This is a genomic window from Burkholderia sp. AU45251, from assembly GCF_030482905.1.
GTDB classification, from domain to species: Bacteria; Pseudomonadota; Gammaproteobacteria; order Burkholderiales; family Burkholderiaceae; genus Burkholderia; species Burkholderia aenigmatica.
The window spans coordinates 1311750-1335246 of the sequence record NZ_JAUJQH010000001.1; the positions used below are offsets into that span (position 1 = coordinate 1311750).

The 23497-nt window shown below is 66.5% G+C and carries 15 protein-coding genes; 5 read left to right on the top strand and 10 right to left on the bottom strand.

Annotated features, from left to right (window positions below; all coding sequences use genetic code 11):
* Nucleotides 1–38: 38 nt before the first annotated feature.
* Nucleotides 39–8642: an autotransporter-associated beta strand repeat-containing protein gene (locus tag QZM67_RS05825; protein WP_301801220.1), complete on the bottom strand. Its 8604-nt coding sequence runs from the start codon at nt 8640–8642 to the stop codon at nt 39–41.
* On the opposite strand from QZM67_RS05825, the gene QZM67_RS05830 reads away from it, so the two are divergent.
* On the top strand, nt 8584–8781 hold the full coding sequence (locus QZM67_RS05830; RefSeq protein ID WP_301801221.1) for a hypothetical protein: 198 nt from the start codon (nt 8584–8586) through the stop codon (nt 8779–8781). The two genes, QZM67_RS05825 and QZM67_RS05830, sit on opposite strands and share 59 nt — an antisense overlap.
* Nucleotides 8782–9225: 444 nt before the next feature.
* On the opposite strand, the gene QZM67_RS05835 is transcribed toward QZM67_RS05830, so the two are convergent.
* Both QZM67_RS05835 and QZM67_RS05840 read right to left on the bottom strand, forming a co-directional pair.
* Nucleotides 9226–9885, bottom strand: coding sequence for a YdcF family protein (locus QZM67_RS05835; protein ID WP_301801222.1), 660 nt, complete (start codon nt 9883–9885; stop codon nt 9226–9228).
* 230 nt (nt 9886–10115) lie between these two features.
* Entirely contained in the window at nt 10116–11150 is a 1035-nt protein-coding gene (locus QZM67_RS05840; protein ID WP_043180125.1) for a rod shape-determining protein, read from the bottom strand.
* Nucleotides 11151–11420: 270 nt separating this feature from the next.
* On the opposite strand from QZM67_RS05840, the gene QZM67_RS05845 reads away from it, so the two are divergent.
* Nucleotides 11421–13814, top strand: coding sequence for a patatin-like phospholipase family protein (locus tag QZM67_RS05845; protein WP_301801223.1), 2394 nt, complete (start codon nt 11421–11423; stop codon nt 13812–13814).
* 60 nt (nt 13815–13874) lie between these two features.
* On the opposite strand, the gene QZM67_RS05850 is transcribed toward QZM67_RS05845, so the two are convergent.
* From QZM67_RS05850 to QZM67_RS05860, 3 genes are all read right to left on the bottom strand, one after another.
* The gene (locus tag QZM67_RS05850) at nt 13875–14498 is read right to left on the bottom strand and encodes an FMN-dependent NADH-azoreductase (protein ID WP_175022181.1); all 624 of its coding nucleotides are present in this window, start codon (nt 14496–14498) and stop codon (nt 13875–13877) included.
* A gap of 309 nt (nt 14499–14807) precedes the next feature.
* Nucleotides 14808–15938: an ATP-binding protein gene (locus tag QZM67_RS05855; RefSeq protein WP_043180132.1), complete on the bottom strand. Its 1131-nt coding sequence runs from the start codon at nt 15936–15938 to the stop codon at nt 14808–14810.
* A gap of 64 nt (nt 15939–16002) precedes the next feature.
* Complete coding sequence (locus QZM67_RS05860; RefSeq protein ID WP_043180134.1) at nt 16003–16713, bottom strand: response regulator; 711 nt, start codon at nt 16711–16713, stop codon at nt 16003–16005.
* Nucleotides 16714–16931: 218 nt separating this feature from the next.
* Here QZM67_RS05860 and QZM67_RS05865 point away from each other — a divergent pair, with 218 nt between their 5' ends.
* On the top strand, nt 16932–17846 hold the full coding sequence (locus tag QZM67_RS05865) for a glutaminase (protein WP_301801224.1): 915 nt from the start codon (nt 16932–16934) through the stop codon (nt 17844–17846).
* Between the two features lie 301 nt (nt 17847–18147).
* On the opposite strand, the gene QZM67_RS05870 is transcribed toward QZM67_RS05865, so the two are convergent.
* The 3 genes from QZM67_RS05870 to QZM67_RS05880 form a co-directional block, all read right to left on the bottom strand.
* Nucleotides 18148–18531 (bottom strand): ATP-dependent protease, encoded by a 384-nt coding sequence (locus QZM67_RS05870; RefSeq protein ID WP_175022097.1) that lies wholly within the window; start codon nt 18529–18531, stop codon nt 18148–18150.
* 404 nt (nt 18532–18935) lie between these two features.
* Nucleotides 18936–19673 (bottom strand): AAA family ATPase, encoded by a 738-nt coding sequence (locus tag QZM67_RS05875; RefSeq protein WP_301801226.1) that lies wholly within the window; start codon nt 19671–19673, stop codon nt 18936–18938.
* A 437-nt stretch (nt 19674–20110) separates the two neighbouring features.
* On the bottom strand, nt 20111–20404 hold the full coding sequence (locus QZM67_RS05880; protein ID WP_043181372.1) for a GYD domain-containing protein: 294 nt from the start codon (nt 20402–20404) through the stop codon (nt 20111–20113).
* A 696-nt stretch (nt 20405–21100) separates the two neighbouring features.
* Between QZM67_RS05880 and QZM67_RS05885 the strand changes: the two genes are divergently transcribed.
* Nucleotides 21101–21694, top strand: coding sequence for a flavin reductase family protein (locus tag QZM67_RS05885; RefSeq protein ID WP_301801227.1), 594 nt, complete (start codon nt 21101–21103; stop codon nt 21692–21694).
* Nucleotides 21695–21879: 185 nt separating this feature from the next.
* Here the strand turns inward: QZM67_RS05885 and QZM67_RS05890 are convergent, their stop codons facing one another.
* Nucleotides 21880–22314 (bottom strand): DUF4279 domain-containing protein, encoded by a 435-nt coding sequence (locus QZM67_RS05890; RefSeq protein WP_301801228.1) that lies wholly within the window; start codon nt 22312–22314, stop codon nt 21880–21882.
* A gap of 514 nt (nt 22315–22828) precedes the next feature.
* On the opposite strand from QZM67_RS05890, the gene QZM67_RS05895 reads away from it, so the two are divergent.
* On the top strand, nt 22829–23266 hold the full coding sequence (locus QZM67_RS05895; protein ID WP_301801229.1) for a hypothetical protein: 438 nt from the start codon (nt 22829–22831) through the stop codon (nt 23264–23266).
* The last annotated feature ends 231 nt before the right edge of the window (nt 23267–23497 follow it).

The following is a 23497-nucleotide window of genomic DNA, read 5'->3' on the forward strand; positions in this document are numbered from 1 at the left end:
GTCGCCGCGGGGCATCGCGCAGGCACGTCAGGCGTCGGTCAGAACTTCCACAGGATGTTGCCGAGGATGGCGTTGTCGCGCACGCCGCTGCCGTACTGGCCGCTGTACGTGACGCCGAGCGTCAGGCGCTTCGTGATGTTCGCGTCGATGCCGGCCTCGAGGACGGCGCTGTCGCGAGCAATCGGCACGCCCGATACCTGGAACGACGTACCGCCGTTCGCGAACGTGAACGCCGACGACGGCCGCACGTTGCCGAACGCATGCCGCCAGCCGACCGTTCCGCGCGCGGTGAACGTGCCGCTCGCGATCGCGCCGAGCTGCGACGCCGCGCGCAAACCGAGCGTCGAGAAGCCGACGTGGGTCGTCTCGCCGCCGGCACGCAGCGCGGCCGCGCCACCGGTTTCCGAATAACCGTCGGTATGCAGGTTCACATACGCGAGGCCCGCGAACGGTTCGATCGCCACGGGCCCGACCGGCAGCGCGTAGCCGACTTCGCCGAACACCTGCGCCGAATTCGCGTCGTAGCCGGCCGAGTCGTGATCGGAGAAGCCCGCGAAGCCCGGGGAACGGTCGCTGTTGATCCGGTACCACGTGTACGACGCGCCGCCGCGCACACCGAGCGCACCGTACTGCGCGCCGCCGTACAGCGACAGGTAGTAGCTGTTCACCGACGCCGACGAACTCTGGTCGTTGTCGAGCGAGCTGTGCGTGACACCCGCGGCCAGACCCGCCCGCCACTTGTCGTTGAGCGCCATGTCGGCACCGGCGATGAAGCCGGTCATGCTGCGGTTGATCGTCGACGCGTTGCCGTCGCCGGTGAGCCGGCTGCGGCCGCCGAACGCCTGCCCCCAGACGACCGGCTGGTAAGGCGTGCCGCCGTAGCAGCCCTCGCGCGAGCCGATCCGGCGCTCCGGCGGCAGCGTCGGGTCGACCGCGCCGCCCGTGTTGTCGCCGCACAGGGCTGCACCACCCGACGACAGCGCGGCGAGCGGGCCCGATCCGGGCGCGAGGCCCTGACGGACGCGATCGGTCACCGCGTCGCGCACATAGCGGCTGTCGAGCAGCAGCATGCTCTTCAGGCTCGCCTGCAGTTCGCCGTCGAGCAGCCCGTAGGCGCGGCGTGCGGTGGCCATGTCGGTCGTCAGCACCGCGTCGTACAGCGGGTTGCCGGCGCCGAGCCCGCCGAGCGCGGTCGCGACCGAGCGCTGGTTGGGCGTCGTCGCGACGTCGGGCAGCGACGTGCCGTTCTCGACCAGCCGCAGGTACACGTGATTCGGGTCGTAGCTGAGCGTCGGCGCGAGGAACGCGTAGTTCGCATTCACCTGGCTGAACGCGCCCTGCACGCCCGACGCCGCGGTCACGATCGTGTAGGTCGTGCTCGGCTGGTAGCCGCTCTGGTTCGCGAGCACCTGCACGGTACCGCCGTTCAGCGTCGCCGTGCCGCCCGCCGCGAGGCTGCCGCTTTGCTGCGGCGAGGCCGCGACCTGGAAGGTCGAGCCCGGCTGGAACGTGACGTTGCCGCCCACGTTCAGCGCCGCGCCAGGCTGCGGCGCGGCCGCCGTCGCGCCGCCCTGCACCACGAGGCCGCCGATCGTGCCGGTGCCCGTGACCGTCGCACCGTTCTGCACGGTCACGGTCGACTGGCCGAGCGAACCATTGACGGCGAGCGTGCCCGCGCTGACCGTGGTCGGGCCGCTCAGCGTGCTGGTGCCCGTCAACGTCAGTTGCCCGCTGCCGGCCTGCGTCAGCGAACCCGCACCGGACAGCACGCTTGCCATCGTCACGTTGCCGGATTGATTGACGATCAGTGCGCCGTTGTCGACGACATTGCCGGCGACGCTGCCCGACGTGCCGCCGTTGCCGAGTTGCAGCGCGCCACCGGCCGCGATCGTCGTGCCGCCCGTGTAGGTGTTCGCCCCCGTCAGCGTCTGAATACCGGTGCCGGCGATCGTCACGCCGCCCGCCCCGCCGATCGTCCCGCCGAAACTGCCGTTGCCGCTACCGTTCAACGTCAGCGCATTGGCGCCGAGATTGACGCTCGCGCCGGCCGCGCCGTTCAACGTGCCGATCGTCTGCGCGCCCGTCGCGCCGCTCACGTCGAACGTCGCCCCCGTGCCCGCGAGATTCACTGCGCTGCCCGATGCCAGGCTGCCGCCCGCGCCGAGTGCCAGCGTGCTGCCGCCGTTGATGGTCGTGCCGCCCGTGTAGGTGTTGGCACCCGTCAGTGTCTGTGTGCCGCTGCCGGCAACCGTCACGCCGCCCGACCCGCCGATCGTCCCGCCGAACGCTGCGCTGCCACTGCCGTTCAAGGTCAGCGCGTTCGTGCCGAGGTTGACGGTCGTGCCGGCCGCGCCGTTCAACGCGCCGATCGTCTGCGCGCCCGTCGCGCCACTCACGTTGAACGTTGCACCCGAGCCGGCGAGGTTCACTGCGCTGCCCGACGCGAGGCTGCCGCCTGCGCCGAGCGCCAGCGTGCTGCCGCCGTTGATCGTCGTGCCGCCGGTGTAGGTGTTCGCGCCCGTCAGCGTCTGCGTGCCGGTGCCCGCGAACGTCACGCCACCCGTGCCGCCGATCGCACCGCCGAACGTGCCGTTGCTGCTGCCGTTCAGCGTCAGCGCATTCGCGCCGAGGTTCACGTTCGTGCCCGCCGCGCCGTTCAATGCGCCGAGGGTCTGTGCGCCCGTCGCGCCGCTCAGGTTGAACGTCGCGCCCGCGCCGGCGAGATTCACCGCGCTACCCGATGCGAGGCTGCCGCCCGCGCCCAGCGCCAGCGTGCTGCCGGTGCCGATCGTCGTGCCGCCGGTGTAGGTGTTCGCGCCCGTCAGCGTCTGCGTGCCGGTGCCCGCGAACGTCACGCCACCCGTGCCGCCGATCGCACCGCCAAACGTGCCGCTGGCGGTTCCGCTCAAGGTCAGCGCGTTCGCGCCGAGATTCACGTTCGTGCCGGCAGCGCCGTTCAACGCGCCGAGTGCCTGTGCGCCCGATGCACCGCTCAGGTTGAACGTTGCGCCCGTGCCGGCCAGATTCACCGCGCTGCCCGATGCGAGGCTGCCGCCTGCCCCCAGCGCCAACGTGCTGCCGCCGTTGATCGTCGTGCCACCCGTGTAAGCGTTCGCGCCCGTCAGCGTCTGCGTGCCGGTGCCCGCGAACGTCACACTGCCCGTGCCGCCGATCGTCCCGCCGAACGTGTTGTTGCCGCTGCCGTTCAACGTCAGCGCATTCGCGCCCAGGTTCACGTTCGTGCCGGCCGCGCCGGTCAGCGCACCGAGCGTCTGCACGCCCGACGCGCCGCTGAGGTTGAACGTCGCACCCGTGCCGGCCAGATTCACCGCGCTGCCCGATGCGAGGCTGCCGCCCGCACCCAGCGCCAACGTACTGCCACCGTTGATCGTCGTGCCACCGGTGTACGTGTTCGCGCCCGTCAGCGTCTGCGTGCCGGTGCCCGCGAACGTCACGCCGCCGGTACCGCCGAGCACGCCGCCGAACGTGCCGTTGGTGCTGCCGTTCAGCGTCAGCGCATTCGCACCCAGATTCACGTTCGTGCCAGTGACACCGCTCAGCGTGCCGAGTGTCTGCGCACCCGTCGCACCGCTCAGATTGAACGTCGCCCCCACGCCGGCGAGATTCACCGCACTGCCCGACGCGAGGCTGCCGCCCGAGCCGAGCGCGAGCGTACTGCCGGCATCGATCGTCGTGCCGCGCGTGTAGGCGTTCGCACCCGTCAGCGTCTGCGTGCCGGTACCCGCAAACGTTACCCCGCCGGTGCCGCCGATCGCACCGCCAAACGTACCGCTGGCAGTCCCGCTCAACGTCAGCGCATTCGCACCGAGGTTCACGTTCGTCCCGGCCGCGCCGTTCAACGCGCCGATCGTCAGTGCGCCCGATGCGCCGCTCAGGTTGAACGTCGCGCCCGTGCCCGCGAGATTCACGGCGCCGCCCGACGCGAGGCTGCCGCCCGCCCCCAGTGCCAACGTGCTGCCGCCGTTGATCGTCGTGCCCCCCGTGTACGTGTTCGCGCCCGTCAGCGTCTGCGTGCCGGTGCCCGCGAATGTCACACCGCCGGTGCCGCCGATCGCCCCACCGAACGTGCCGTTGGTGCTGCCGTTCAGCGTCAGCGCATTCGCGCCGAGATTCACGTTCGTGCCGGCGATGCCGCTCAGCGTGCCGAGCGTCTGCGCGCCCGTCGCACCACTCAGGTTGAAGGTCGCGCCCGTGCCGGCAAGATTCACCGCACTGCCCGATGCGAGGCTGCCGCCCGCGCCCAGCGCCAGCGTGCTGCCAGCGTCGATCGTCGTGCCGCCCGTGTAGGTGTTCGCGCCCGTCAGTGTTTGCGTGCCGGTGCCTGCGAACGTCACGCCACCGGTACCGCCGATCGCGCCGCCGAACGTGCCGCTGGCGGTTCCACTCAGCGTCAGCCCGTTGCCGCCGAGGTTCACGTTCGTGCTGGCCGCACCGTTCAACGCGCCGATCGACTGCGCGCCCGATGCGCCGCTCAGGTTGAACGTCGCGCCTGCACCTGCGAGATTCACCGCGCCCGTTGCGGCCAGGCTGCCGCCCGCACCGAGCGCCAGCGTCCCGCCGGCGCCGACCGTCGTGCCGCCCGTGTACGTGTTCGCGCCCGTCAGCGCCTGCGTGCCGGTGCCCGCGAACGTCACACCGCCCGTGCCACCGATCACGCCGCCGAACGTGCCGTTGGTGCTGCCGCTCAACGTCAGCGCGTTCGCGCCGAGGTTCACGTTCGTGCCGGCCACCCCGGTCAACGCGCCGAGCGTCTGCCCGCCGGATGCGCCACCCAGGTTGAACGTCGCGCCCGCACCGGCGAGATTCACCGTACCGGTCGACGCGAGACTGCCGCTCGCGCCGAGTGCCAGCGTGCTGCCGCCGTTGATCGTCGTGCCGCCCGTGTACGTGTTCGTGCCGGACAGCGTCTGCGTGCCCGTGCCGGCCACGGTCAGGCCGCCGGTGCCGCCGATCGTCCCGCCGAAATTGCCGCTGGCGGTCCCGCTCAACGTCAGCCCGTTACCGCCGAGGTTCACGGCCGAGCCGGCAACGCCGCTCAGTGCGCCGATCGTCTGCGCGCCCGTCGCGCCGCTCAGGTCGAGCGTCGCGCCCGCGCCGGCCACGTTCACCGCGCCCGTCGCCGCCAGGCTGCCGCCGGCACCGAGCGCCAGCGTGCCCGCGTTGATCGTCGTGCCGCCCGTGTAGTTGGCCGCACTCGTCAGCGTGGTCGTCGCCGCGCCATCCTTCACGAGGGCACCCGCGCCGGTGATGCCGCCGTTCAGCGTGAGGGCGTTGCTGCCGCCGAGCGTCAGCGTCGCACCGGTGGCGAGGTTGACCGCGTTGTTGACCGACAGGCTCGCGCTCGTATCGAGCGTCGCCGCGCCGCCGACGTTCAGCGCGCCACCGCCGAGCGCCCCGCTGTTGCCGAGCACCAGGCCGCCGCTGTTCAGGTTCGTGCCGCCCGTATAGACGTTCGCGCCCGTCAGTGTCTGCGTGCCGGTGCCGGCCAGCGTCAGGCTGCCCGCCCCGCCGATCACGCCACTGAAGGTGCCGCTGGCCGTCCCGCCCAGCGTCAGCCCGTTGCCGCCCAGGTTGACGATCGTCCCCGTGACACCCGACAGCGCACCGACCGTCTGGGCACTCGTCGCGGTGCTCAGGTCGAGCGCCGCGCCCGCGTTGGCGAGGTTCACCGCGCCCGTCGCCGCCAGGCTGCCGCCCGCGCCCACCGCCAGCGTGCCCGCGTTGATCGTCGTGCCGCCCGTGTACGTGTTCACGCCCGTCAGCGTCGTGGTCGCCAGGCCGTTCTTCACGAGACCGCCCGCGCCGGAAATGCCGCCGTTCAGTACGAGCGCATTGCTGCCGCCTAGCGTCAGCGTCGAACCGTTCGCAAGATTGACCGCGTTGGCGACCGACAGGCTCGCGTTCGTGTCGAGCGTTGCCGTGCCTGCGACGTTCAGCCCGCCCGTGCCGAGCGCCGTATTGTTGCCGAGCACCACGCTGCTGCCGGCGTTCAGGTTCGTGCCGCCCGAGTAGGTGCTCGCGCCGTTCAGCGTCTGCGTGCCGGTGCCGGCCAGCGTCAGGCTGCCACTGCCGCCGATCGCACCGCTGAAGGTGCCGCTCGCGGTGCCGCCGAGCGTCAGCGCATTCGCGCCGAGGCTCACGTTCGTCCCCGCGACACCCGACAGCGCGCCGATCGATTGCGCGCTCGTGGCGCCACTCAGGTCGAGCGCCGCGCCCGCGCCGGCCAGGTTCACCCCACCCGTCGCCGCAAGGCTGCCGCCCGCGCCGAGCGCCAGTGTGCCGGCGTTGATCGTCGTGCCGCCCGTGTATGTATTTGCGCCGGTCAGCGTGGTCGTCGCTGCACCGTCCTTCACGAGTGCACCCGCGCCGGAAATCACGCCGCTCAGTCCGAGCGCGTTGCTGCCGCCGAGCGTCAGCGTATTGCCCGTACCGATATCGATCGCATTGCCGACCGTCAGGGTCGCGTTCGTATCGAGCGTCGCCGAGCCGCCGACGGTCAGCGCACCCGTGCCGAGTGCCGTGTTGCTGCCGAGCACCAGGCCGCCGGCGTTCAGCGTCGTGCCACCCGTGTAGGTGTTCGCGCCGGACAGCGTCGTGGTCGCTGCGCCGTTCTTCACGATGCCACCACCGCCGTCAATCGCGCCGCCGAGCCCGAGGTTGGTGCTGCCGACGATCGTCAGCGTCGTGCCGGTGGCGATGTTGACGCCATTCGCGAGCGACACGTTGGTGGTCGCATCGAGCGACGACGAGCCGTTGACGTTCACCGCGCCGGAGCCCAGCGACGTGCTGCTGCCAACCGCGAGGTTGCCGCCGTTGAGGTTCGTGCCGCCCGTGTAGACGTTCGTGCCGGTCAGCGCCTGGGTGCCGGGGCCCGCGATCGTGATGCCGCCCGCGCCGCCGATCGTGCCCGCATAAGTCGCGTTGCCGGCACCGTTGAGCGTCAGCGAATTGTTGCCGAGGTCCACGTTCGTGCCGGCCGCGCCCGCCAACGCGCCGATCGTCCGCGCACCCGATGCGGTGCTCAGGTCGAACGTCGCGCCGACGCCGGTCAGGTTGATCGTGCCGGCCGCCGACAGGCTGCCGGCTCCGCTCAGCGCGAGCGTGCCGCTGTTGATCGTCGTGTCGCCCGTGTAGGTGTTCACGACGCTCAGCGTCGTGATCCCCGGGCCGTTCTTCACAAGACCGCCGTTGCCGTTGATCGCCCCGGCCAGCCCGAGATTGTTGCTGCCGCCGATCGTCAGCGTCGCGCCGGTGGCGAGATTGACCGTGTTGCCGAGCGTCGCGTTCGTGCTCGTGTCGATCGATGCCGACGCATTGACGTTCAGCGCACCGCTGCCGAGCGCGGCATTGTTGCCGACCACGATGCCGCCGCCGTTCAGGTTCGTGCCGCCCGTGTAGTTGTTCGCGCCGGTCAGCGTCAGCGTGCCGCCGTCGTTCTTCGTCAGCGCGCCGCCGCCCGTGACTGTGCCCGACAGCGTAATCCCGGTCGCGCCCTGCACCGTCAGTCCGCCGACGATCGACACGGTGTTGGAGACGTTGAGCCCCGCCGTGCCCGCCTGGAGCGCGCCGCCGTTGCCGGTGATGAGGCCCGTGCCGAGCGACGCGTTGTCGTTGATGATCGCGACGCCGCCCGACAGCGTCGCGTCCTGTGCGGACGACGCGCCGGTGATCGTCCAGTTGCCGCTCGACACGTCGAGATGATTGAAGTTGATGTAGTTGTTGACCGCGATCGTGCCGTTCGCCAGGGCCCCCTGCTGCAGGTTGAGGGTGTTGTTGCCGCCCACGCCGCCGTCAACGGTACCGGTCGCCGCGATGCCGAGCGTGGACGGGCCGACCGTGATGTTGAACGCGCCCCCGGTACCGCCCGCCGTGTTGACCGACGAGCCTGTCAGCGCGTTGAACGTGTTCGAGCTGTTCGCGCCCATCGACACGCTGCCGTTGATCACGCCCGAGTTGGTCAACGTATTGCCTTGCCCGGGCGAGTTGTTCGAGCCGAACGACACGCGGCCGGTGATCGTTCCGCTGTTCGTCATGTCGACCGCGCCGCCGCCGTACGCGGCGACCACGGGCGCATCCGCGCCGGTGAGCGTCGCACCGACCAGCGCGGTGGAGCCGATCGACCCGGTGTTGTTGATGTGGCTGGTGCCGCCCGTGCCGTTCTGGACCGACAGCGCCATGCCCGTCACGCCACTGATCACGACACCGGTCGAGCCGTTCATCGTGCCGTTGTTGGTGACGAAGACCTGGCTCGCCGCCGCATTGCCGACCACCGTGCCACTCGACAGCACGCCGAGCCCCGAGCCGAGCGCGGACGGGTCGATCGTGCCGTTGTTGGTCAGCGTGACGTTGTTGCCGGTCAGCGACATCGCCGAGCCGCCAACGCCAAGCAGCACGCCGACGCTCGCGCCCGGGTTGACCGTCGCGTTGACGTTGTTGAGGTTGCTCGAGTAATTGGGCGCCAACGGGTTCGCGATGCCCGAACAGGTCACGATCGTGCCCGCCGAACTGCAGGTCGCATAGGCAGGCACGATACCCGCGCCGGACAATGCCAGGAAAACGCCCGTGGGCAACAGCAGTCGCGGAAACGGCTCACCGGCTTTTTTCGAACGCGCAAGGTCCATGCTTTCCCTCTTTTTTGGCTTTGGTTTTGATATTGGTATTGCGGCCGCATCCGACGGCGCGCAGCAGAAAGTCACGGAAAAAAGCATCCGCCCCGGCAGTCACGATGCGACGTCGGTTTATTCAAACGCGAATTTTTAATCATCCCGGGATCGGGATTGCAGATGCAAAACTAGTCGAATGACATGATGGTGGCCCCTGTTTTTCTGCAGCGACTTTCTGGTTGATTTGATTACCGCCCTGCTTTTTGTCAGACAAGGCTAGTTCAAAAAAACAGGCTTTTCCAGTCGATCTTTTCCCCGTCGGGTCGGGGCTTGGCGGGCGTGCATTTTTTACTTATCGGCACATTTCAAACAGGTAACTTCTTATGCCCATTGTCAGCCAATTTAAATCTTTCCAAAACCAATGTAATTAATTGCCCTGCGAAAACACTGATATAAAATTGATTATCATTCTTGTTTTTGCAGCGCAATATCTTCACACCCGGGAAGTATCGGAACAAAATAACCCCCCAGGCATTCATCAGACTAAATCAAAAAATATCCGGCATTTATCCGATCACGTCGATCAAAAAACCGCACCGCGTTACGAAAACAGGCTCATCAGATAAAGCATCGGCCGGAACGAGACAGGCTTCGCATCGGGATTCACCCACAACCGCACCGCATACACCGCGTAGGCCGGCACTTCGCGCCAGCTCGAATAGATATCGCGCAACTGGAAACGGCCCGGATACGCGGCCGAGATGTTCCCCCGTGCAATGCCGACGCGCTCGAACGCGAGACGCACCCGCGCGAGGTGGTAATACTGGCTCACGATCAGCACGCGCGACACGCGGTGCGCCTGCAGGTACGCGAGCGTGTGCTGCGCAGTCGCCAACGTGTTGTCGCCCTGGTCGTCGACGGCGATCCGGTCGGCCGGCACGCCACGCGCCACGAGATAGTCGCGCATCGCGGTCGCCTCGTTCAGCCCGGGGCCGTCGATCGCGCCGCTGACGAGGAACGCCGGACACTGCCCGGTGCGGTAGCAGCGCACGCCGACGTCGAGCCTGGCGGCGAGCACGGGCTTCGGCGCGCCGGTCTCGTCAAGCGCGTTGCCGAAAATCACCGCGACATCGGCCGGCTCGCTCGGCATCCGCATCCCGTACGCGACGAGCGCGATGGCCGCGGCAACCCAGAGGCACGCGATGACGGCCAGCAGGCGGCCTGCTCGGGCAAACAAGCCCCGTTTGGTGTGGTTTTTCAAGGTTTTCGGTCTCTCAGGTCGTCGGGCGGATCGGCTTGCCCGGCCCCGGACGGGCGCGTAACGCTAGCACGGTGCGCGTTCGGGTGTCCACGCGACGGACCGATGCCGGACGGCAGCCGGCCTTCCGGCAGGTCGCCCGGAACAGCGTGCCCGGCGAAGCGGGCAGGCAATACGGAGATCGAAAGAAGATGAATGGCCGCGCCGCGATGCACGGCCCGGCACGGCCCGAATCAGTCGACCGGGCACATCGCGAGCCGCCCCATCGCCTCGCCGGCGCCGCGCACCGCACAGGTGGCCGGCTCGTCGGCGATCCGGGCGACGAGCCCCGTCTCGTCGTACAGCAGGCGTTCGAGATCCGCGAGCAGCGCGCCGCCGCCCGTCAGCACCACGCCGCGATGCGCGATGTCGGTCACGAGCTCGGCCGGCGCATTTTCCAGCACCGACTTCACCGCGCCGATCACCTGCTTGAGCGGCGCGGCCAGCGCGTCCGCCACATCGTGGTTGGACAGCTCGATCGAGCGCGGCAGGCCGTCGCCGATGCTGCGCCCGACCGCGCGCGTCGAGGTGCGCGGCACCGCGCTGGTAGCCGAACCGATCGTCTTCTTCACATGTTCGGCCGTCTGCTCGCCGAGCAGCACGCCATACAGGTTGCGGACGTGGTTGACGATCGCCGCGTCGAACTGGTTGCCGCCGACGCGAATCGCCTCGCGATAGACGATGCCGCCAAGCGCGATCACCGCGACCTCGGTCGTCCCGCCGCCGATATCGACGACCATCGAGCCGACCGGCTCGGTCACCGGCAGGCCTGCGCCGAGCCCGGCCGCCAGCGATTCCTCGATCAGTTCGACCTCCGATACACCCGCCGCGAACGCGGCCTCGCGGAGCGCGCGGCGCTCGACGGGGGTCGCGTCGGACGGCACGCACAGCGTGACTTCCACGCGGCGACCGAAGCGCGAACGCGTGCGCGACATGTCGATGAAGCTGCGAATCATCTGCTCGGCCGCGTGCGCATCGGCGATCACGCCGTGCCGCATCGGCCGCACGGCTTCGAGATGCCCCGGTTCGCGGCCGAGCAGCGCCTTCGCGAGCTCGCCGACGGCCTCGAGCGTCGGCCGCGCGTCGGTCGCGCCGGCCTTGCGGAAGCAGACGACCGACGGCTGGTTCAGTACCACGCCGCGTTCGTGCGTATAAATCCGCGTACTCGCCGTTCCAGGGTCGATCGCAACGGGTTGCGCAAACAACTTTCCGAACAGCGGTGTCGACATATCAAACCTTTGTAAGCGAACGAACCAGGACAGCCGCGCCGCATTTCCGCAGTGCGTTCATGCAGCCCCATCAAGGCCTTAGCGGCAAATCGTTCCGATACTTTAGGCAATTCCGATGATTATTTCGCGACGAAATTGTCAAAAATGCCGGTCAGGACGCATCCCGCTACGCAACAGCCTCTCGCATGGTGTCTGTAAAACACGGTAATCTCTCGGTCTTGCCTGCTCCCGGCAGGCCTCAGACGCCCGATCACGCCAGGTATTTCCACCATGACAGCGACCGTTTCCTTCCGCTGGGCGCGGGTGCGCCCGCTTTGCACGACGCTCGTCGCCTTCTGGTGCTGCACGGTCGCAGCACAACCGCTGCCGGCCGCCGAATCCGCCGCCGCCCAGGCCAGCGCCGCCAGCGCGCCGGCTGCCACGCCCGCCGCATCCGGGCACACCTGCGAGGCCGACGGCGGCCCGGCCGGCCGGCCGTCGATCGGTCTCGTGCTGTCCGGCGGCGGCGCGCGCGGCTACGCACATCTCGGGGTCCTGAAGGTCCTGGAGGACAACCGCATCCCGATCGACTGCATCGCGGGCACCAGCATGGGCGCCGTGGTGGGCGGCCTGTACGCGAGCGGCATGGCTGCCGGCGAGATGCAGAAGCGGCTGTCGGAGGTCAACCTCGCGGACATCGCGTTCGACGTGACGGACCGCGCGGACCTGCCGCAAACCAGCCGGGAAGACGAACGCCTGTACATCAACGGGCTGACGCTCGGCTTCGGCAAGAACGGCGTGAAGGCGCCGGTCGGTCTCGTTCAGGGCAACCGGCTGCAGGCGCTGCTCGCGAACTGGACGGCCGCCGTGCCGACCAACCAGCCGTTCGACCGCCTGCCGATCCCGTACCGCGCGGTCGCGACCGACCTGCAGACGGGCCAGATGGTGGTGCTCGACCACGGCTCGCTGCCGCTCGCGATCCGCGCGAGCATGGCGATGCCGGGCCTGTTCGCGCCCGCCGAGATCAACGGGCGCGCGCTCGTGGACGGCGGGCTCGTCAGCAACCTGCCCGTCGACACCGCGCGGCAGATGGGCGCGAACGTCGTGATCGCGGTGGACATCGGCTCGCAACTGCGCCCGCTCGATGCGCTCGCATCGCCCGCCGACGTGATGCAACAGATGGTCGGCATCCTGATCCGCCAGAACGTGACCGCGCAGCGCAAGCAGCTCGACGCGCAGGACGTACTGCTCACGCCGGACCTCGGCTCGCTCGCGTTCACCGATTTCCAGAACGCGAAGCAGGCGATCGCCGCCGGCGCGGCCGCCGCGACCGCGGCGCTGCCGAAACTGCAGCGCTTCGCGCTCACGCCGGAACAGTACGCGGCGTACCGGTCGGCCCACGCGCAGCCGCTGCCGCCGCCGATCCGGATCACGCGCATCGAGATCCAGACGAGCGGCGGCGTGCCGAAGCGGGTCGTCAGCAACGCATTGCACGTGAAGCCCGGCGACATCTACGATCCGCAGGAAGTCAGCCAGGACCTGCTCGGGCTGACGACGGGCGGCAACTTCGAAAGCGTCACGCAGCAGATCGTGAGCCACGGCGACGACAACGTGCTCGAAATCAACGCGCGCGAGAAATACTGGGGGCCGAATTTCCTGCTGTTCGGGCTCGGCATGTCGAGCAGTTCGACCGATGAGGGCGGTTTCCGCCTGCACGTCGGCTACCGGCGGCCGTGGCTCACCGATTCGGGGCTCGAATTCCGCGCGGACACGACGATCGGCAGCGACCTGCAATCGGCGCGCATCGAGTTCCGCCAGCCGCTGTCGATGGCCTATGGCGTCTATCTGTCGCCGTACGCGGAATACCAGCGCCGCTACGCGAACCTGTATGACGACAGCGGCAACGTGAAACTGAACCAGTACCTGATGCAGACGACGCGCGCCGGGCTCGATCTCGGCCTGCCGATCGCGCGGCTCGGCGATTTCCGGATCGGTATCGGTTACGTCACCGGGCATGGCTCGCCGACCTACAACCTGCCGTTCGACGACGGCAGCGGCCAGACGCTGCTGTGGCCAAGCTTCACGTCGCAGGCGCTGATCGCGCGCGCGCGGCTCGTCATCGACCAGCTCGACGATCCGCTGTTCCCGCGCAAGGGCTATTTCACCGAGCTGCGCATCGAGCGCTCGCTGGTGTCGCGCAACGGGGGCTCGGCGCAGGCGTTCGACGACAGCATCAACAACGCGCCCTACACCGAGATCTACGGCAAGGCGATGGTGGCGCAGCAGTTCGGCCGGCACAGCATCAGCGCGACGATCGAAGGCGGCAAGAGCATCGGCGGCACCAACCTGATCAACGCGTTCAACTTCACGCTCGGGGGCTTCCAGCATCTGTCCGCGTATGCGGCCGACCAGTTGAACGGCAACGAGCTCGCGTACGCGCAGGTGACCTACATGAACCAGTTGATGACGTTCAACGCGTCGCCGATCAAGGCGCTGTCGGTGGGCGCCAGCGCGGAGGTCGGCAACGTCTGGTCGAGCGGCCAGCAGATCGGCGGCGGCGCCCTCAAGCAGAGCTATACGTTCTTCACGAGCCTGTCGACCGCGTTCGGGCCCGTCTACATCGGCGTGGCGCTCGCGCCCGGCGGCCGCCGCAACTTCTACCTGCAGCTCGGCCGCACGTATTGATGAGCGTATGCGGATGCCGCTTCGGCGGCATCCGCCCATCCGTCGCGCCGCGCGCCCGGATCAGAACGCCGCGGCCATCGCGACCGCCCGGGCTTGCGCCCGCTCGAGGCTGTCGCTGGCCCGCGCCCCCCACGTGTGTTCGACGGTCAGGCTCCTGACCTCGCTCACGCCAATGAACCTCAACCAGAATTCGATGTAGTCGGCCTGATGCCGGAACCCGGGATTGTCGGCGCCCGCGCCGGCGTCCTGGCTCTGTCCGCGCACATGGATGACCAGCGCGCGCGGAATCTCCAGCAGCGGCGCGTAGGCGTTGCCGTCGAACGTAAACAGCATGTTCCGCTGGCTGACGAGATCGATCAGTTGCTTGAGCTTGTACGGATAGCCGAAATTCCACATCGGCACGCCGACGACGATCCGGTCCGCTTCCTGAAAGCGCTTCACGAGCGACTGGATGCGCCGCCAGATCGACTGTTCCGCCTCATCCATCGGCGCGTTTGCGACGCCCTTGTACTTGGCGCCGATCGCGTCGCTGCCAAAATCCGGCAAGTCTTCTTCCCAGACATTCAGCGTATCGACGTCGATCGTTGCGCCCGTCTCCCGGTACGCATCGACAAAGGCATTGGCGACCGCGATCGAAGCCGACCTGGCGCCGCGAGGAGATGACACGATATTCAAAAGCCGCATGATGTATGACCCGGACAGGAATGCATGAACAAGGGGGCAGCCATCATGGCGGCCCCGGCTTCTCTGCTGCGTCGCGGGCCGCCCGCCTCCGCCTGCACGGACCGGCCCGCCCATATAGTTGCAATTGCAATCGTAATGCAAAGCGCGCACGCGCTGCAAACGAATCGTCATGCGACGGCGCGGCGGGAAGGCATCGATACGGGAACGGTACGGCGGGAAAGGCCGGCGACGCGCCCGAATCCGGCGCGCGCGGCTGTGTGCGGTCGTGCGGTTGCTGCTGTCGACGGTTGGGGCGCGTGCGGCGTATCGCTAGACCGGCCAGCTGATCTCGAAGCGCGCGCCGCCCAGCTCGACCGGATCGACGACTGCGATCCGGCCGTTGTGCGCATGCAGTACCTGCCGCGTGATCGACAGGCCGAGGCCATAGCCGCCGGTGCGGCGGTCGAGGCGCACGAATGCGTCGAAGATGCGCTCGCGCTCGCTTTCCGGCACGCCGGGGCCGTCATCCTCGACGAAGATCCCGATGTTGCCGTGCACGAGCGAGATCCCGACGATGATCCGCGATTTCGCGTACTTGCTCGCGTTGCGCAACAGGTTGCGCATCGCGTACGACATCAGCCGCCGGTCCATCTTCACGCGCAGGTCCGACGCGATCGCGATGTGCGCGTCGATCGCCCGTTCCGGATACAGCAGTTGCGCATCGTTGACCTGATGCTCGAACCACGCGACGGGGGCCGTCATCTCGAGGTTCGACTGCAGCGAGCTGTATTCGAGCCGTGCAAACGTGAGGCTCATGTCGATCAGTTCCTCGAGCTCGGTCACGTCCTGCGCGATGCTCTCGAGCGCCGCCTGATATTCGGCCGCGGAACCCGGCTCGCGCAGCATTTCGAGCGCGAAACGCACGCGTGCGAGCGGCGTGCGCAGCTCGTGCGAGATACCGTTGGTCAGATCGCGCTGCGCGGCGATCAGCCGTTCCATGCGTATCGCGAGCGCATTCAGCGTCCGCGCGAGCGGGCCGATGATCACGCTGTGCGATTCGCGTGCGCGGGTGTTGAAGCGCCCGCCCGTGAAATCGATCGCGCGCTCGCGCACCATCACGAGATCCGACCACACCGGCCGCATCCACCGGTACGCCGCCAGCGCGGGCGCGGCGAATACGAACACGAGCACGATCCAGATGTCGCCGGGCAGCGAGTCGAACGCATGCCACACGACCTGCGGCGACAATTCGACGCACAGCGCGAGCGCCGGCACGAGCGCGGTCAGCAGCACGAGGCCGAGCAGATGCAGGTAAGTGCGCACGTAAAGGCGCGACCAGCTCGGAATACGGTCGGCGCGCGTGTCGGTCCACGCGCGGCGGAAATGCAGCCAGCGCCATTTGACATAGCGCAGGGTCGGCAGCGGCGGTGCATCGGGGTGCGAACGGGTTCGTCGGATCATCTCGGCTCCCGGCCGGCGGGTGGAATACCCGCGCGGAACGTGACGGCGTCGCACGAAGGCCGCGTCATTCCCACGCGTGCTTGCTGAATTGATAACCCTTGCTGCGGATCGTCTTGATCCGCTGCGGGTTGCTCGCGTCGTCGCGCAGCTTGCGGCGCAGCTTCGAGATGCGCCCGTCGATCGTGCGGTCGAGGCCGTCGAATTCGACGCCGCGCAACTGCAGCATCAGGTCGTCGCGGCTGACGACTTCGCCCGCATGGCACACGAGCGCCCACAGCAGGTCGAATTCGGCCGACGTCAGGTCGGGCGTGCTGCCGTCGGGAAGCACGACGGAACGGTCGGTGCGGTCGATCGAGAACTTGCCGAACGCGTAGCGCTCGGGTTGCGGCGCCGCGCTCTCGGCCACGCGCGCCGGCGCGCGGCGCAGCTGGGCCTTGATCCGCGCGAGCAGGATGCGCGGCTCGACCGGCTTGTGCACGTAGTCATCCGCGCCGAACTCGAGGCCGAGCAGTTCGTCGAACGGCTCGTCGCGGGCCGTCACCATGATGATCACGCCGTCGTACTGCTTGCGCGCCTCGCGGCAGATTTCGAAGCCGTCCTTGCCCGGCAGGTTCACGTCGAGAATGACGAGATCGGGGCGAATGGACAGGATCGCCGGCACCGCGGCGTCACCATGCAGCACAGTGTCGACTTCATAGTCGTTCTTGCGCAGGTAGCCAGCGATCAGCGTGGACAGGCGGGTGTCGTCTTCGACGAGCAGGATGCGAAAAGACATGGGCAGCGTTCGAATCATCGGGGAAGCCGCGACGGCGCCGGCCGGTGCCGGACGCCGGCCATCGGCCGAAACGTACCGCATGATACTGCGCCCGCCGATTGCCTGTTTAGAGGTCTTGAAAATAAGGGTGCGATAACGGCCATGCTTGACGAATCGGCGCCGGGACGGTTCCATACGGGCTCGCCTGAATCCGGGCCATGCCCTGCCCGCCTGACTTGATGAATTATCAATCGATCCTCGAACGCATCCACGCCGAACTTGCCCCCTGGATTGGCCAGGGGCGGGTCGCCGACTATATTCCCGAGCTCGCGAAAGTGCCCGCCGACAAGTTCGGGATGGCCGTCGTCACGCTGGACGGAAACGTTTGCACGGTCGGCGACGCGCACGAGCGCTTCTCGATCCAGAGCATCTCGAAGCTGTTCGCGTGCACGCTCGCGTTCCAGCTGCTGGGCGACGAACTGTGGGAACGGGTCGGCCGCGAGCCGTCCGGCAACGCGTTCAACTCGCTGGTCCAGCTCGAAAGCGAGCGCGGCAAGCCGCGCAATCCGTTCATCAACGCGGGCGCGCTGGTCGTCACCGACGTGCTGTGCCGACGCTTCGTGAAGGCCGAGACGGCACTCGTCGAATTCGTGCGGCGGCTGATCGGCACGAACGACATCGACTACGATTCGCGCGTCGCGCAGTCGGAGCTGCAGCACGCGGAGCGCAACCGCGCGATGGCGCACTTCATGGCGAGCTTCGGCAACATGCAGATGCCGCCCGACACGGTGATCGACGCGTATTGCCGCCAGTGCGCGATCACGATGAACTGCGTCGAGCTCGCGCGCGCCGCGTTGTTCCTCGCGAACGGCGGTGTAGCGCCGGTCACCGGTGAGCGGATCGTCGATTCGAGTTCCGCGAAGCGACTGTCCGCGCTGATGCTGACCTGCGGCACCTATGACGCGGCCGGGGACTTCGTGTACCGCGTCGGGCTGCCGGCTAAAAGCGGTGTCGGCGGCGGGATCGTCGCGGTGCTGCCCGGCGAAATGGCCGTGTGCGTGTGGGCGCCGGGGCTCGATGCGAACGGGAACTCGCTGGCAGGCCAGCTGGCGCTGGAGTGGCTGACGACTTATTCGGGACGGTCGATTTTTTGAGGTGGCGAAGGCCAGCGTGCGTCATGTGGCACAACGGCGGCCGATTCGTAGCGGCGCGTGCCGGCGCGCTCAATGAGAAATCGGGGCGTCGGCGGGTTGAATCCGCAACCCATTGCTGCCAGTCGAGCCGTTGCACCTCCGAGGACGTGTCAACGCACAACGGCCACGCGTTCCGGAGATCCTATGGCTTCTCCCCCGTTAGCGGATCGGTTGCAGCAACGGAGCGCCCGGCGCACCGCGTGACTGATCTGACGCCAGCCCCGCACCCGGCACGACTCGAGCCCTCAATGGCAAGCGATGATCAGAGATCGCCGCGCACTTCACCGGTGCCCAGTGCGCTCCGCTGCCGGTTGACTTCCGCCCACAGCTCGTCGCTGTCGTCATTGCGCAGCACGACCATCCAGTCCAGTTGATCGTCGGTCACGCCGAAGTATTCCAGGATTTCCCGGCGAACCGCATCGACGAACTGCGCGTATTCCGGGGTTGCCTGGGCCTGCGCGTGCAAGGCGTCGTACGCCGCATCGTCCACGCCGCCGCCGTCCTCGTCGATGTAGCGCGAGATCCACTGATCCAGTTCGCGGTCGTAATCGGCCTCGGCGCGCATCGCTTGCACAGCCGTGTAGAAATCCAGTTGGGCAAACGCGGCGATCGCCGCCGTGGTTGCCTCGTCGAATGGTGTCGTCATTCCATCTCTCATTTCAGTCATCGCACATCGTCGCACGGGCCGCACCCGGGCAGGTGCCGCAAATCCGGACGGCACAACACGCCGCCTGGCAGCCGACGTTTGCGCCCCATGATCGGGAGGTTCACGCCTTCCCGCGCGCCACGCATCGGGGCCGCCCGGGCGACAGGACACGCATTTTGCTGCACGGCAAGCACGGCGATCAAGACAATCGGGGGCGGTAGACCGCGGAACAAGTTTCGAGCGTATCGCCGCAAGCGTCATGCCGACGCTCAAGCGCCAATGCGGGCACCGGTCGTGAACGGCTCATCGTGGCCGGACCGAACGCCGTCGGATACCTCCCCGGTGGTCCGTTATCGGCTCGAAACGACCCGAAGCGGCCGATCATGCTTCCCCAAAGCCGGCCTTTAACAACCGGGGCGGTGATCGCTGATCCGCTGAATGGAATCGAATGCATCGCCGAGAATGACCACTTCACGGAAGCCCTCGCTGAGCGATGGCGGCTCGAAGATTTTGAAGACGTTCTCGACAGCGGCGTCGGGAACTATCTCGTCGATCGGTCGGTTTCTGTTACGGCGAAGCGCGGTCTCCAACTCGACCTTCAGCCACACCGCAGAGATCGGGACCCCGGCTGCTTTTGCAATTGCAATAACGTTCGAGCGGCGATTCGCAGTTGCGAACGTCGAATCGACGTAGATGGCGTCGTTTGATGTCGATACCTGGTTCTGGGTCCAGGTTGATTTCCCCGCTCCTTGAACCCCTATCACCATGACTATCCGTCGCCGGTCCGTCAGGAGCGCCGCTGACAAATCCGCGTACAACTGTTCCCATGCCGCAGCGTTACGTTCAATCGTAAAGACCCGGCCGGCATCGGTCTGCAAATAATGGTCTGGATTGAGATGCATCAGATGCCCCTTTTCGATGTCCGTCCGCAATCGGCAATTTTCGACGAAATAGACGCTTCTGTCGAAAGACCGTTCCTGGCCGACGGTCGGCTCGTCAGACGCACGACGGCAGATATCAGAGCCAAACGGTCGCTCGGTACGGCCACTCGCGGACAAGTATTCGGTGCGGACACCTATCGTCTTGCCGATACGGCGGCGTCTGCGATCGCGTTTCTCGCCAACGCTGGCGAACGTCAGCATGCCAGCACCTGAGCCCACCTGAGCGGCGGCCGACGCGGACGTGAAAACAGCCCGAGTGCGGCCCGGTAATGGCAACAATGATTAGACGGATGATTTCGAACGTTTCGTCGCGAGGTGCGAGGATGCCGGCAGTGACCCGGTTACCGATGTCGCGCAGAAAAGCTGCCCGCTCATACAACCCTCCCGTATAAGCGGCGCCGTTCCTTGTCGTTGATCGACCACCGGGAGCATCGCAGCGCAGGCACCTGGCTCATGTCGAGACGCGCGAGAATGGCGTCACGCTACACGCTTGCCGCCCGCATCGTTGGCCTTTGCCTGCACGATGCGCGTGGCGCGTGAGCCATGCCCGTGACGCCACGATGCGACGGCAACCGGCCGGCTTCCAGGACGCCTGCTTCATCTCGGTCGATGGCTGTTGCATCTCGCGCGTCAAGGCTTCACTTCATGCCGCCGACGATCCTCTCCATTTCCGCCTCGCCGAAAGCACGCATACTGACGGTTCGAACATTGCCTAATTGCGCCACCATCAGTCCCAGCCGCGTCGCGGTTTCGTCGTCGGGCGCATCGAGTGTCGCGACGATGTCGTAAGGCCCGAGTGTCCATTTGAGCGAGCTGACGGTGACGCCCATCGCCTGCGCCCCTTCCTGAAACGATTTCGCTCGCTGGACCGTGTCTTTCACCGACTGCGCGCCCTGATCGGTCCAATTCATCAATACGATGTATGTCGCCATATTGCCTCCGATGGTTAAGGAGCCCATCCACGTTATCCCGTCCATGCACGGGACGAACTTCACCGACCGGCCGCAAGCGTTTGCGGCAGGTGCAGTTTTCGTTTACCCCGGGATTTGTCGGACGTGTGCGTTGCTGACGCACGCATGCCCTTGATAACTCGGCAACATAAACAGTATAGAAAGCGAATCAGCCGCCAGCGGGCCAATGATTGCGTCGTGTGCGATACCCGCATCGCCGCAGATCGCGTGTCATGTCAGCGCATGTATCGAGGTGAAGAGAATGAGCGCAGCCCGAACGGTGGAACCGGGTGACCCGGTGCACCGCATGACGCGCGGCGAAAGTCATCTCGCGCTCGAGATCGGCGCAGGGTGTCGGCCTTTCGCGAAATCTCTCGTCAACACGACGATTGAGCGACGCTCCACCGTCGACGTCCAACGATCGTTTGCGAAGTATGCGGCGACGTCCGAGCGTCCTGACCTCGGAAGTCGCGGGTGAATCGTCATGGCCGACAGTCGACCTCCGCAGATGACCCTGATCGACCCTGAGCCGCTCTTCGATATTCCTCGGAGCGGACATTCGTCGGCGCCCTCTCTTGTAGTGCGACGAGCCCTCGACGCCGATATTTCATCGCGGACTGAAACGTATCGCCGAGTATCGCGTCGAGAATGGGCGGAATCAAACTTTGCGAGAGCGCAATGCGAACAGACGTTGTCGAACTACCTGTCCTGTACTTCGGAACTCCCGTGGCGCTAATATCCAGCGTGAATCCCGATGGGGCGACCAACCTGAGTCCTATTTCTTCATACTGGGCGTTATCGGATACGCTCTTGATCGGGTTGAGTACGGCAGGCCAATGCTATAGCAACATTCTCCAGCGTCCAGAAGCGGTGCTCAACTTGCCGGATGCTTCGCTGTGGAAGAACGTCGAAGCGATCGCCGCGACGACGGGCTCCGAAGATGTTCCAGACAACAAAAAGCAGATGGGCTACCGATTTGAGCGCGACAAATTTCGACGCGCAGATTTGAATGCGAAAGCAAGTGAATGTATAGCACCCCATAGGGTTGAGGAGTGTCCGATTCAGATCGAAGCAAGCGTCGTACGCATGCACAAGATCGGGAACGGCCATGAGCTGGTTGCCGCAGAGTTGAAGCCTTTGCGAATCCACGTCCATACTGGTTTGCTCACGCCAGCCGGCCGAATTGATATCGAACGATGGCAACCGCTGCATTACGTCTTCCGGCACTACTACACACTGAGCAACTGTCTCGGCAAGAATTTCAGGGCATAGCTGACCGCGAGGCGCTGTCGATGTTCGGTGGCGAACAGTCGGTTGCACACGTGATTGGCTGAAGGTGGCATAGGCCTACCGCTTAGGTGTCAACGATCTGGACACGGGTGTCGAACGTTTCTTCATGGCCGACTATCGACCGCCGCAGATGCCCCTGATCGACCTACAAGGGACAGTCGCGTCGCCTATAAACGGACGTTGGACATTTTGCTCGAGCCTTCTGGCTCGTCAATGGCGGCCCCGTATATGTCGAGATCCAGCTGAATGTGTCGTGATCCTAGCGCTAACAGGGAGGCAGCGGAGATGGATTCACCGTCGTTCCACTGATCCATGAAGAGACCACAAAATAGATCGACTTTGTAACGTGCGGCAATTGATTGCCACGCATCGAGATCGCCCGTTGTTGCAGTCAACAGCCAAGCGACCTGTGCGTTCAGGTTACCCGGTTCTTGTGCAGGAGCCTTCAACGACCAGCGTCCGAATGCAGCGATGCGTAAACGCCCGTCTTTTTTGCCGACCAGTTCGTCACCCTTCGATTGAGACTCTGTCGGGGTACAACGGAGCAGGCTTGTAATTTCATCCGGGTGGAGATCGTCGCCAATGATACGAATCGATGCCATTGTCATTCGTAGGCGGCCCATTTTCCCTCTCGTAGCGGGTAGTGCTGCCGCAGGCTCTCTACCCTCAAGATCCGTGCGGCGCGTTGGACGGAAGCGTTGCGGCGCTCATTGTCGACGATCCAACTGGCGACGTCGACCTTCTGCTCATGGCCGAACCCGATCGTCGAAGTCAGCGCGACCCTCGTCCGCCGGGTCGGCGCCGGGATAACATGGTCGGTTTATATTGCCGGCGTTCCAGCACGCCGCCGCTGGAGTGACTGCCGACGTATTCGGGGCGGTCGATCTTCCGACGCGCCGGCGCCATGCCCGACTGAGCCGCTGAACCGACGGCTGGCTGATATCGGCACGCGCCAGCATGCTCGAAGGCGGCATGACCCCGCAGCGGCCCGCTCCTATGGCCCATTGAGCCCATGATATGGATAGCCTGACGATGCATTCGAATCTGCTCACGCTGCCGCCTGGTGTCCACGCCGGCGTGCAGATCCGGCCGCGCTGGCCTGCGCGACACGTCCACGTGGATGCGCATGTCCTCGGCAAGCTGCAGGCGATCCAGACCGGGTTGCCCGCCGGGATCAGCCTGATCCTGACGCGCGGCTACGAGCCGCGAGCGTCCGGGCTCGGTTTTGCCCGTCGTCAGTTTCGCGCACTGGGCATCGCCACGTTCCGCCTGCTCTATCCCGCCCGCCGCGACGAACTGGCCGATATTTTCGGCAGCAACGGACACGATGTCGATGGAACGCATATCGACGTTTCATTCAGTTTGAACGGCCGGCGCGTACGGATGTTGCCGCTGGGCGTATTCACGCCGCCGTTCTGGCAACAGCACCGCGTGCGGCAATGCGCGTCGGCCCTCGCGCAGATCCAGGCCGCGCTGATGCGGCACGGGTTTCAGATTCACCGCAACGCCACCGAAAGCCTGCAGATTCATTGCGATCTGGCGCGCTCGCTGTGAAGCGTCAAGCGCTAGCCGATCGCCGAATGTCATCGATTTTGATGCTGCGGTCGCATCGCCCGCGTCAGCTCCGGATTCGAGCCGCCGTCGAAGATCGGGTAGCCCGGCCGGCGTTTGCCGAACCGATTACGTGCCGGTCGATTTTTTCCTGTTTCCGGCACGCCGGTGACGGAGCGGTCGCCGTTCCGAAACGATCAGCCCTGGCGCGCGACCAACCACGCATGCGTCGCT